Below are 12,148 nucleotides of genomic sequence, written 5' to 3' on the forward strand. Positions count from 1 at the left end.
TGCCATGGGGCCGGTCAAGGAAACTCTGCGCCACCGGACGCATTATCGCAAATATGCCAAATACAGTTGCCACGGGGGCTGGAGGCTGGTTAATAGATAGCCAACCTCAGCCAAAAACGCTCTATCATATTTTTATTCAATGCGCATTAGGGCGAGCGTTTTCCGCGTTCTCCCGAGATGCCTCAACAGCTTTTTGACCGTCATCAAGGCCGGCAAGATATTCCTCTTCAGAAATTTCCTGAGGAATGCTTTCGAGCGCAATATTGAGCACTTCGTCAATCCATTTGACGGGCCGAATATCGAGGTCTGCTTTGATATTTTCTGGAATCTCTTTCAAATCGCGCTCATTTTCTGCCGGAATCAGCACGGTACGAATGCCACCTCGATGCGCGGCCAATAATTTTTCCTTCAGGCCGCCAATCGCTAACACCTGCCCTCGCAGGGTAATTTCCCCGGTCATCGCAACATCGCTGCGTACGGGAATACCGGTTATCACTGAAACAAGCGCCGTACACATGCCTATCCCAGCAGACGGACCATCTTTTGGCGTCGCACCTTCCGGCATGTGAATATGGATGTCGTGGCGGTCGTGATATTTAGCGGGAATACCAAGGCGCTTGGAGCGACTACGAACGACGGTCATTGCGGCCTGAATAGACTCCTGCATCACGTCTCCCAGAGAGCCGGTCTGCACCTGCCGCCCCTTGCCCACGACCGACACAGCCTCGATGGTCAGCAACTCACCCCCCACCTGCGTCCATGCCAGTCCGGTGACCTGGCCAACCTTGTTCTCCTCTTCGGCCTTACCGAAGGTGTATTTACGTACGCCGAGATAATCCTCAAGATTTGCCGCATTCACCACGATTGGCGTCGACTCATCACTGAGCGCGACATTCTTGACGATTTTCCGGCAGATTTTGGCAACCTCTCGCTCCAATGAGCGCACCCCTGCCTCTCGAGTGTAATAACGAACAATGTCCTGCAATGCGTCGTCATTGATTTCAGCTTCTTTGGCTTTGAGGCCATTATTTTTGAGCTGCTTGGGCACCAGATAACGGCGTGCAATATTAATTTTCTCATCCTCGGTGTAACCGGGGATTCGAATCACTTCCATACGGTCCAGCAGCGCAGGGGGAATATTGAGCGAATTCGACGTGCAGATGAACATGACGTCCGACAAATCGTAATCCACTTCCAGGTAGTGGTCGTTGAAAGCGTGGTTCTGCTCAGGATCCAACACCTCCAATAACGCTGATGCCGGATCGCCACGGTGATCCATCCCCATCTTGTCGATTTCATCCAGCAGGAATAACGGGTTACGAACGCCGGTTTTCGACATTTTCTGGATGACTTTGCCCGGCATGGAACCGATGTACGTGCGGCGATGACCGCGAATTTCAGCTTCGTCACGCACCCCACCCAGCGCCATACGCACGAACTTCCGATTCGTAGCACGCGCGATGGACTCGCCGAGTGACGTTTTGCCGACCCCAGGAGGCCCTACCAAGCAGAGCACAGGGCCTTTCACTTTCTTCACTCGTTTCTGGACTGCGAGATACTCAAGAATACGGTCCTTGACCTCTTCAAGCCCGTAATGATCACTGTTGAGGATCTCTTCCGCTTTCTTCAGGTCGTGTTTAACCCGAGAACGTTTCTGCCACGGGATATTAACCAGCCAGTCGATGTAACCGCGAACCACTGAGGCTTCCGCCGACATCGGCGACATCATCTTGAGCTTGGAGAGTTCCGCTTTTGCCTTCTCCAGCGCCTCTTTACTCATGCCGGCGTCACTGACACGTTTTTCGAGCTCTTCAAGCTCATTGGCGCCATCTTCCCCCTCACCCAATTCGCGCTGAATCGCTTTCATCTGCTCATTGAGGTAGTACTCGCGCTGGCTTTTCTCCATCTGCTTCTTAACGCGACCGCGAATCCGCTTTTCGACCTGAAACAGGTCTATTTCAGACTCCATCAGCGCCATCAAATGCTCCAAGCGCTCGCGCTCGTCGCTCATTTCCAGTACAGCCTGCTTCTGCTCCAGGTCCATACTCATATGCGCTGCAACGGTATCAGCCAGACGTCCTGGTTCGTCAATACCAGCGAGTGACGTCAGAACTTCGGCGGGAATTTTCTTACTGAGATTGATGTACTTTTCAAACTGCGACACCGCAGAGCGAAGCATTACCTCAGCTTCCTCAGCAGGAATTTTCTCTTCAGGCAAAGCAACAATTTCCGCCTGAAAATACTCTTCTTCAGCGGTGATGCTGTTTATTTCTGCTCGGTAATCGCCTTCGACAAGTACCTTGACCGTGCCATCGGGAAGCTTCAATAATTGGAGAATATTGGCCACGGTACCAATGTCGTAAAGGTCTTCGGTGCCCGGCTCATCAACATCGGGGTTCTTCTGGGCAGCGAGAACGATCTCTTTATTGCTGGACATTGCCAGCTCCAGAGCACGAATAGACTTATCGCGTCCGACAAAGAGCGGAATCACCATATGGGGATAGACCACAACATCCCGAAGGGGAAGCAGCGGCAATTCCAGGGTCTCACGTGTATCAGCCATTAGCTCGCCTCGTAGTAATACTGTGAACGCCCGCAGGCAATAAATTCTACGGCTTACGGACGGCTATGGTTCTAAGATGGGGACTTGCCAGGGGAAAAACAAGACTTGACTGTAAACAAAATGACAAAAGCCGCCTGTATAGGCGGCTTTGCAGGTCTTACTCTTCAGGAGCGGCTTTGCGCTGCTCACTGTAGACCAGTATCGGCGGCGATTCGCCATTGATCACGGAAGCATCTATGACCACTTTGCTGACATTGTCGACAGAAGGCAGGTCATACATCGTATCCAGCAACACCGACTCCAAAATAGATCGGAGGCCGCGGGCGCCAGTCTTACGCGCCATGGCCTTCTCTGCGACGGCACGAAGACCATCGTCACGGAAATCAACCTCGACACCTTCCATCTCGAACAATTTAGAGTACTGCTTGGTCAGCGCGTTGCGCGGCTCAGTCAGAATATTGACGAGCGCATCGGCATCCAGCTCTTCCAGTGTCGCAATGACAGGCAAACGACCGACAAACTCAGGAATCAGGCCGTAGCGCACCAGATCTTCCGGCTCGACATCAGCCAAGACTTCACCCACGTTACGAGATTCATCTTTGCTTTTGACCTCAGCACCAAAGCCGATTCCGCCTTTTTCTGAGCGGTCGCGAATCACCCGGTCCAAGCCAGCGAAGGCACCACCACAAATAAACAGGATATTAGCCGTATCCACCTGCAGAAACTCCTGCTGGGGATGCTTGCGGCCTCCCTGCGGCGGAACCGAAGCCACGGTACCTTCAATCAGCTTCAACAGCGCCTGCTGCACACCCTCACCCGAGACGTCACGGGTAATTGACGGATTGTCTGATTTACGCGAAATTTTGTCGATCTCATCGATGTAGACAATCCCCATCTGGGCCTTTTCCACATCGTAGTCGCACTTTTGCAGCAGTTTCTGAATGATGTTCTCGACATCCTCGCCGACATACCCCGCCTCTGTCAGCGTCGTAGCATCAGCAATGGTAAACGGGACATCGAGCAGGCGCGCGAGCGTTTCAGCAAGCAAGGTTTTACCGCTACCGGTGGGGCCCACAAGCAGAATATTGCTTTTGCCCAGCTCCACATCATCCTTGTTCTTGTCGCCATATCGCAGGCGCTTGTAGTGGTTGTATACCGCTACCGCCAATACCTTTTTGGCACGCGACTGGCCAATAACATACTGATCCAGCGTCGCATTAATTTCCTGCGGAGAAGGCAGTTTGCTGCTACCGGACTCGCCAGCGGCTTCCTGCACTTCCTCGCGGATAATGTCGTTACACAGGTCTACGCATTCGTCACAAATGAACACGGAGGGGCCCGCAATGAGTTTGCGCACTTCGTGCTGACTTTTGCCGCAGAATGAGCAATACAGCAGTTTGCCGTTGTCGTCTGCGCCGTCTTTACTACTCATTAACACTCACCTTGTCGATGTTTCGGGGCGAATTTACTTCTGTAAATTAAAATGACCCCTTTTACCCAGTTTTGCAAGTCGCCGGGTACGATCTCTCATACCCTACGGCTTAGCTACGCGAAGTGATGACCTGGTCAACCAAACCGTAATCGCATGACTGCTGGGCATTCATAAAGTTATCCCGCTCAGTGTCGCGAGAGATGGTTTCGTAGTCCTGACCGGTGTGCTCAGCCATCAACTGATTCAAGCGCTCGCGAATAATGAGAATTTCACGTGCATGGATATCGATGTCGGTAGCCTGCCCCTGAGCGCCGCCACTGGGCTGATGGATCATCGTGCGAGCATTGGGAAGAATATAACGCTTACCCTTCGTACCGCCGCTCAGCAAAAATGCCCCCATACTGGCCGCTTGACCGATACACATCGTGCTGACGTCAGGCTTGATAAACTTCATCGTGTCGTAAATGGACAGTCCTGCAGTGACCGAGCCACCCGGAGAGTTGATATACAAGTGAATATCTTTGTCGGGGTTCTCAGATTCCAAGAACAGCATCTGCGCCACGATCAGGTTGGCCATATGGTCTTCAACCGGGCCGACGCAGAAGATAACGCGCTCTTTCAAAAGGCGGGAATAAATATCGTAAGAGCGCTCGCCACGGGCGGTCTGCTCAACGACCATGGGGATCAGGCCGAGATTATTAATGGTATTGTTGCTGATTCCGTCGAAATTGCGGGACATACTCAATTCTCTTAAGTGGCGTGAATTGACTGTTACGTTATGGCATGCCAGAAAAAAATCAAGCGGCGGAACCGAAGTTCAGCCGCTTGACGAGGAATACGAGATCAGCTTGGAAATTAAGCTTCTTCGTCTTCCGAAGACGGCGGCGACATAACCTCTTTGTAGCTTAAAGTTTCTTCGCTAACCTTCGATTTTTCAAGCAGTTTCTCAACTACTTGCTCTTCAATCACAATGCCTTCAATCTGCTGAAGCTGCTGAGGCTGACTCATGTACCAGTTGATGACTTCTTCTTTGTCTTCATAGCTGGCAGCCATTTCTTCCAGCGTCTCACGAACCTTATCGGCATCGGCTTTAATTTCTTCAGAGCTGATCAGCTCATTCAACACCAGGCCCAGTTTTACGCGACGCTCGGCGTTGTCGCGAAACAGGTCATCTGGCAGGATGTCGGCCGGGTTCAATTTCTCAGCGAGAGCACCGAACTGCTGCATCTGCTGGTTGCGCAACGCATCGATCTCTTGCGAGATCAAGGCCTTCGGCACTTGCAGATCGCCGTGAACCGCCAATACGCCATCCATCACTTGAGTTTTAATGCGGTTCTTGGTGGCATTTTTCAACTCTCGCGCCATGTTTTTTTCAACTTCAGCACGAAATGCTTCTTCACCACCCTCTTCTACACCGAATGCTTTGAAGAATTCGTCATCCAGCTCAGGCAGTTTGCGCTCTTTAACCGCGTTGACCTTGATCTTGAACTCGACAGCAGCACCTTTCAGCTCTTCGCTGTGATAGTCCTCGGGGAAGGTCAGTGCGACGACTTTTTCCTCACCGGCAGTCATGCCCACGATGCCATCTTCGAAGCCTGGGATCATACGGCCAGAGCCCAATTCGAGATCGGTACCTTCTGCCTTGCCACCTTCGAATTCTTCGCCGTCTTTGGTGCCGACAAAGTCGATATTGACTTGATCACCTTCGGCTGCCGCACGCTCTGCCACTTCCCACGAAGCCCGCTGTGTCCGCAGATTCTCGATCATTTCATCGATATCAGCAGTGGTAATTTCTGCCACCGGCTTTTTAACTTCAATGCTGCTGTAGTCTTTCAGCTCGATTTCCGGGAAGACTTCAAAGGTAGCGACAAATTCAATGTCCTTACCCTCATCCAGGCTTTTGGGCTCTATCTCCGGACGACCGGCAGGCTTGAGGCCTTGCTGCTGAATCGCTTCGTAGAATGAGTCATTCATCACCTGGCCAAGAACTTCCATGCGCACAGACTGGCCGAAACGCTGACGGATCACCCTCATCGGTACTTTACCTGGACGGAAACCATTCAGTTTGACGGTCTTAGCCGCTTCCTGGAGGCGGCTGTCCACTGCGCTATCAACGCGCGACGAGGGGACACCTACGATTAAGCGACGCTCAAGACCTGACGTCGTTTCTACAGAGACTTGCATGGAAGTTCCTCAAAAGCGATCTAACACACGAACCGCTTTCAGAGCGGCCCGTTTTAAGAATTCTATGAAATGGTGCGGATGGAGAGACTCGAACTCTCACGCCTCGCGGCACCAGAACCTAAATCTGGCGTGTATACCAATTTCACCACATCCGCACACGCTAAGCCGTTGATAATTAACGACTTACTAACAGTTTCGTCCAGCCCGAGCTGAACGAGGCGGGAAATTGTGCCACAGGGCCTGCCCACGATCAAGCAAAGCCCCGTCGCACAGGCCTTTCCGAAGAAAGGCCGGGAAGCACGTTAAACGCGCTCGATGATGGTGCTGATGCCCTGCCCCATACCGATACACATGGTCGCCAGACCGATGCTGGTATCCTGCTGCTCCATCACATTAATCAGCGTAGTAATGATGCGAGTACCGGAACAGCCGAAGGGGTGGCCCAGAGCAATAGCGCCGCCGTTGAGGTTCACCTTATCGTCCATCTTATCCAGCAGACCTAGGTCTTTCAGCACAGGCAGTGCCTGGGCCGCAAACGCCTCGTTAAGCTCGACCGTATCGATATCATCCATGCTCATACCCACACGCTTCAGTGCTTTCTGAGTCGAGGGGACAGGGCCGTAACCCATGATGGACGGATCAACACCGGCAACTGCCATGCTGCGAATTTTCGCACGAGGAGTCAGACCGAGGTCCATTGCGCGCTGGCCGGACATCACGATCATCGCAGAAGCCCCATCAGCGATCTGCGAGCTGGTGCCCGCAGTGACTGTGCCGTTTTTGGGATCAAAAGCAGGACGCAGTGACGCCAGACCTTCCAGCGTGGTGTCGCCGCGAACCGTAGTGTCAGCTTTCACCAGTACTTTGCGACCCTCTTCATCATGGCCCTCAATCGCCATAATTTCCTTGTCGAAAGCACCACGCTCTTGAGCCGCCGCTGCACGCAGATGAGACCGCAGACCGAACTCATCTTGCTGCTCGCGGCTGATGCCGTGCAGCATACCCAGTGCTTCAGCGGTCATTCCCATCATACCCGCGGCACGCGCTACGTGCTTGCTGGCCTGAGGATTGGGGTCAACACCGTGGTTCATCGCCAGATGCCCCATATGCTCAACACCACCCACCATGAAAGTGTCACCGAGACCAGCGGTAATTGACGCCGCAGCGGTGTGCAGGGCTGACATGGAGGAGCCACACAGGCGACTCACGGTCTGGCCTGCGACTTCGTGGGGAAGCTTGGTCATTACCGACATCATCCGAGCGATGTTCCAGCCCTGCTCATTGGTCTGGTTAACACAACCCCAGATCACATCTTCAAACAATGCAGGATCAACACTAGGGTTGCGCGCCAACAGCGCATCAACCAGCGCCGCTGACATATTTTCCGCACGCACGTTGCGGAAAACACCGTTTTTTGAGCGCCCCATGGCAGTACGGGCGCAATCTACAATTACTACATCTGTTGCTTTGAAGTTCATCGTTCTGTCTCCGCCCGATTATTTAAAGAAAGATTCGCCTTTGGCCGCCATCTCGCGCAGGCTGTCAGTCACCTGATACAGCTTGCCAAGGTCGGCGTAGCGATCTGCCATTTCCACGAAGGCTTTCACGCCCATCTGATCGATGTAGCGCATTGCACCGCCGCGGAATACCGGGAAACCAATACCCATAATGAGCCCCATATCGGCGTCTGCCGCACTGCCGACAATGCTCTCATCCAGGCAGCGAACCGTTTCGATGCACATTGGAATCATCATGCGAGCCAGGATGTCGTCGTCGCTCAGCTCAACACTGTTCATCTTGGCCTCAGCGGCCATTGACAGCGCAGTTTCGTCCTCAGTCTTCTTAGGCTTACCGCGCTTATCTTCCTCGTACTTGTAGAAGCCGATGCCGTTCTTCTGACCGTAGCGGTTCGCTTCAAACATCATCTGCGAAATACCTTTAAAAGGATGACGCATACGATCCGGGAAGCCTTCTGCCATCACTTCTGCGGCGTGGAAACCGGTGTCGATGCCGACCACGTCCATCAGATAAGCCGGCCCCATAGGCATACCGAAGCGCTCCATCACTTTATCTACGTGACGGAAGTCGGCGCCGTCGCGCACCAGCATGTCGAAGCCCGCGAAGTAAGGGAACAGCACACGGTTGACAAAGAATCCGGGACAGTCGTTTACAACGATCGGCGTCTTACCCATTTGCAGGGCGTACTTAACTGTGCGCGCAACGGTTGTTTCGCTGGTCTTTTCTCCGCGGATAACCTCAACCAGCGGCATGGCATGTACAGGGTTAAAGAAGTGCATACCGCAGAAGTTTTCCGGACGCTCCAGTGCTTCGGCCAGATAGCTAATGGAGATCGTTGAGGTGTTCGACGCCAGTACCGCGTCCTCGCGGATGTGTTTCTCCGTTTCGGCCAACACAGCGTGCTTGACCTTTGGGTTCTCAACCACGGCCTCTACGATAACATCGGCTTTATCAAAACCGTCATAGCTCAGCGTCGGACGAATGCTGCTCAGCACTGCCGCCATTTTGTCCGGGGTCATACGACCGCGGGCAACACGCTTGGACAACAGTTTGCCAGCCTCTTTCATGCCCAGCTCAAGACCCGCTTCAGCAATATCTTTCATCAGAATAGGCGTGCCTTTATAGGCAGACTGGTAGGCAATACCGCCGCCCATAATACCGGCACCCAACACGGCGCCCTGTTTAACATCGCCACCCTGCTTGGCAATAGTTCTGGCAGTTTTGCTGACGCCCTGCTCATTCAGGAACAGACCCACCAGCGCATCAGCCTGGGGCGTGCGGGCCAGTTTGATGAAATGCTCTATTTCCACTTCAATCGCTTCATCGCGGCTTAGCGTGGCGTTGCGCTCCATGGACTTAACGGCTGTCACAGGTGCAGGCATATTTTTACCCGCTTGCTGTGCCACCATCGCTTTACCGGTAGTAAAGGCCATCATGCGCTCAATATCGTTCAGCTTAACAGGCGACATTTTTTCTTCGCGACGTGCCTGATAATCAAACTCGCCTGCCAGGGTTTTCTTCAGCAGGTCTACAGCTGCATCTTTTAGCAGCTCAGGAGCCACTACGGCGTCGACGCCGCCGTCTTTCAATGCAGCGTCTGGCTTTTGCTGGTTACCGGTGGCAACCCAAAGGTTGGCATTGTCGCAACCGATGACACGAGGCAGGCGCACGGTGCCGCCGAAACCGGGGTTAATGCCCAGTTTGACCTCAGGAAGTCCCACGACAGCCGCAGACGACATCACGCGGAAATCACAAGCCAGACACATTTCATAACCACCGCCCAGCGCAACGCCATTGATGGCAGCAACAGTCGGTACAGGCAGGTCTTCAAAAGCGTTAAAAATGGCATTGGCTTGTTCCAACCAACCGCGCAGCTCGGCGTCTGGCAGCGTGAACAGCTCAGTGAATTCAGTGATATCGGCGCCCACAATAAAAACCGGCTTGCCGCTGGTAACGACCACCCCTTTCAAGCCTGACTCACTGGCCAAAGCCTGAGTAGCTTCGCCGAGTTCTTCCAAGGTCAGCCGGTTAAATTTGTTGACGGAGTCGCCCTGAAGGTCGAAGCAGAGCTCCGCGATGCCATCTTCCAGAAAGCTTGCGCTTAACGCCTTGCCTTGATAAATCATTGTTTTCCCTCTAATCGAGTTCTCTAGTCGAGATGTTGGCGGCGGCATTTGCCTAAAGCAACATGTTTACCATGTAAACATCCGGGTGCAAAACTACCCGAAAGCGATAGGCAAGGCAAGCCGCCGTGTTAAACCCGATTGCCCTACTCGGTGAGGCAATCGGGATCGAAGCGATACTCTTCTCTGAGCCACCCGGCCAACTCAGCCGCCGCAGGGTGATCGATACCATCACAACGCAAAGCCAGTACGGATTTCAAGTCTGTGGGCATCCCATCCAAGCCTTGACGCTGAAAGACATCAGCATATTCCACCAGCACCTCAGCAAGCTCAGCGGGCAAGGTCATCAGCGCGGACTTAAATGCCTCATCAGGACTGAGGCCCTGTTCATAGCCCGCAGGCAAACCCTGCAATGAGAGAAAGGATAGATGATAGGCGTTCATTGGGTTAACAAAATGCCCGCTACAAACCTCTTTCAACCAGGGCTGTCGCCCACGGAACGGCAGGACATTTAAAAACCGGCTACTCTTGCGACCGTCATTCACCGGGTAATTATCCCAAAGCAGCGGCTTGCGCCCCAGCAATTCACTCGCGCGGTGCATATCTTCGCGGCGATACTCGGTTGAAATGACCTGGGGCCCAGTCCACAGCAAATCGACCTCAGCGCCCAAGCCGTTGGCTAATTGCTCGAAATAGCCTTCAGGGCAGCGGCCAAACAGGGTCTCCAGAATAGGATCGTCGCTGTAATAGCTGGGGCACATGGCTAGTCTAACCCCCGGCAGCGCGTCCCTTACAACAGCCATAACTGCCAGTTGACGCGCTGCGAGCTGGGGAACTCCCGCAGGCAGATCATCAAATAGAATCCAAAGCATGGCTGGTTTCAGGGATTGAATTTGATTTAGCTTACGTCGAAGATCACGCTGATCCTGATCACCGAATTCGCTCTGCAAACCCGCTGGCGACAGCCCCACCCCCCAGTCGATACCAGCCTGAATGGAAGCCTCTGAGAGAGACCACAACCTTGCCGAATGCTCTTTGGAAAAGTCGTCACGCCAGCGACTGCGCAAACTACTATCCCCTTTAGGGGCATAGATATAGGCGTTGTACCCCCAGTCTCGCAACAGCCGGGGAAGTTCCCGACGCTGCTCCCAGCGCCACTGGCGACCGTAAAAACCCTCAATGACGCCCAGCGGCCACCGTTTCATCGCTCAGCCGCGGTAATAGCGCTGTGGGAAAAAGGCGCTACTGCGCACCGATACCGGAATTTGCCTGCCGCGAACATCAGCAAACAGCGCGTCTCCGCCATCCAGCACGACGGCATCAATATAGGCCATCGCGATAGGTCCACCTGTAGAAGGCCCAAAGCCGCCGCTGCATACTTCGCCAACCGCTTTTCCTTGCCCAGTCACAATGACACTGTGCTCCCGCACCGGCGCGCGGCCATCAATATCCAGCAATACCCGACGCTGGGGAACACCCCTGCTCAACTGCTCCTCAACTGCCGCCGAACCAATGTAACCGCCGGCCCTGTCTCCACCGGGGCGGCGGCACTTCTGAATCGCCCACATCAAGTTCGCTTCAACAGGACTGCGCTGACTGTCCATATCGTGGCCGTAGAGACACAAGCCAGCCTCCAGTCTCAAGGAGTCGCGCGCACCCAAGCCGATCGCCTCCACTTCGGGCTCCGCAAGCAGGCATCTGGCTAGTGCCTCGGCCTGATCACTGGCCACCGAAATTTCAAAACCGTCCTCGCCGGTGTACCCCGAACAACTCAACCAGCAATCATTGTTGCCGACAGACGCATAGGCCGTATCCATAAAACGCATTTCCGCAGTAGCGGGCGCAAGACGGCTCAACACCTCGCGTGCTTTGGGGCCCTGCAACGCCAGTAATGCGCGATCCTCCAACAGTTCCAACTCGATGGAATCCGGCAGGTGCTTACGCAGCCAGGCGGCGTCGTCATATTTACAGGCGGCATTGACGACCAGCATGAAATCCTCGCCTCGATTGGCCATCATCAAATCGTCCAGAATTCCGCCTTGCTCGTTCAGCAGCATGCCGTAGCGCTGGCGAGATTCTGCAAGCCCAAATACATCTTGCGGCAGGATAGCTTCCAAAGCCGCCGCGATATTGTCCCCGCTCAGGCGAATCTGTCCCATGTGTGATACGTCAAACAGGCCTGCGGCATCGCGCGTGTGAAGGTGTTCTTTCTTCACCCCGAGAGGATACTGAACCGGCATCTCGTAACCGGCAAAAGGTACCATCTTGGCACCGAGTTCCAGATGCAGCTTGTACAGCGCAGTGCGCTTGAGAGAGGCGTCGCTCAAT

At 53.9% G+C, this 12,148-nt stretch carries 8 protein-coding genes and 1 tRNA gene; all 9 read right to left on the reverse strand.

What is annotated here, in order from left to right; genetic code table 11:
• Window positions 1-136 precede the first annotated feature (136 nt).
• A complete protein-coding gene (gene lon, locus AC5DB9_RS02820; protein ID WP_022957220.1) occupies window positions 137-2,563 on the reverse strand; it encodes an endopeptidase La in 2,427 nt (808 codons plus the stop codon).
• A 157-nt stretch (window positions 2,564-2,720) separates the two neighbouring features.
• A complete protein-coding gene (gene clpX, locus AC5DB9_RS02825) occupies window positions 2,721-3,995 on the reverse strand; it encodes an ATP-dependent Clp protease ATP-binding subunit ClpX (RefSeq protein ID WP_022957221.1) in 1,275 nt (424 codons plus the stop codon).
• A 109-nt stretch (window positions 3,996-4,104) separates the two neighbouring features.
• Window positions 4,105-4,734 carry an ATP-dependent Clp endopeptidase proteolytic subunit ClpP gene (clpP, locus tag AC5DB9_RS02830; RefSeq protein WP_022957222.1) on the reverse strand — a complete coding sequence of 210 codons (630 nt, stop codon included), beginning with the start codon at window positions 4,732-4,734 and terminating at the stop codon, window positions 4,105-4,107.
• A gap of 116 nt (window positions 4,735-4,850) precedes the next feature.
• On the reverse strand, window positions 4,851-6,179 hold the full coding sequence (tig, locus tag AC5DB9_RS02835) for a trigger factor (protein WP_272994381.1): 1,329 nt from the start codon (window positions 6,177-6,179) through the stop codon (window positions 4,851-4,853).
• A 70-nt stretch (window positions 6,180-6,249) separates the two neighbouring features.
• A tRNA-Leu gene (locus tag AC5DB9_RS02840) sits at window positions 6,250-6,334 on the reverse strand.
• A 147-nt stretch (window positions 6,335-6,481) separates the two neighbouring features.
• Window positions 6,482-7,657: an acetyl-CoA C-acyltransferase FadA gene (gene fadA / locus AC5DB9_RS02845; protein WP_272994383.1), complete on the reverse strand. Its 1,176-nt coding sequence runs from the start codon at window positions 7,655-7,657 to the stop codon at window positions 6,482-6,484.
• A gap of 18 nt (window positions 7,658-7,675) precedes the next feature.
• The gene (gene fadB, locus AC5DB9_RS02850) at window positions 7,676-9,823 is read right to left on the reverse strand and encodes a fatty acid oxidation complex subunit alpha FadB (protein WP_272994385.1); all 2,148 of its coding nucleotides are present in this window, start codon (window positions 9,821-9,823) and stop codon (window positions 7,676-7,678) included.
• 143 nt (window positions 9,824-9,966) lie between these two features.
• On the reverse strand, window positions 9,967-11,025 hold the full coding sequence (locus AC5DB9_RS02855; protein ID WP_272994386.1) for a beta-N-acetylglucosaminidase domain-containing protein: 1,059 nt from the start codon (window positions 11,023-11,025) through the stop codon (window positions 9,967-9,969).
• Between the two features lie 3 nt (window positions 11,026-11,028).
• Window positions 11,029-12,147: a glycine cleavage system aminomethyltransferase GcvT gene (gene gcvT / locus AC5DB9_RS02860; protein WP_272994388.1), complete on the reverse strand. Its 1,119-nt coding sequence runs from the start codon at window positions 12,145-12,147 to the stop codon at window positions 11,029-11,031.
• Window position 12,148: the final 1 nt, after the last annotated feature.

The sequence above is a fragment of the Spongiibacter sp. genome (assembly GCF_984394615.1).

Bases quoted from the DNA above. Each gene is read 5' to 3' on its own strand.
- AC5DB9_RS02855 (WP_272994386.1), bottom strand. From the start codon at position 11,025: ATGAAACGGTGGCCGCTGGGCGTCATTGAGGGTTTTTACGGTCGCCAG.
- clpP (WP_022957222.1), bottom strand. From the start codon at position 4,734: ATGTCCCGCAATTTCGACGGAATCAGCAACAATACCATTAATAATCTC.
- clpX (WP_022957221.1), bottom strand. From the start codon at position 3,995: ATGAGTAGTAAAGACGGCGCAGACGACAACGGCAAACTGCTGTATTGC.
- fadB (WP_272994385.1), bottom strand. From the start codon at position 9,823: ATGATTTATCAAGGCAAGGCGTTAAGCGCAAGCTTTCTGGAAGATGGC.
- fadA (WP_272994383.1), bottom strand. From the start codon at position 7,657: ATGAACTTCAAAGCAACAGATGTAGTAATTGTAGATTGCGCCCGTACT.
- tig (WP_272994381.1), bottom strand. From the start codon at position 6,179: ATGCAAGTCTCTGTAGAAACGACGTCAGGTCTTGAGCGTCGCTTAATC.
- lon (WP_022957220.1), bottom strand. From the start codon at position 2,563: ATGGCTGATACACGTGAGACCCTGGAATTGCCGCTGCTTCCCCTTCGG.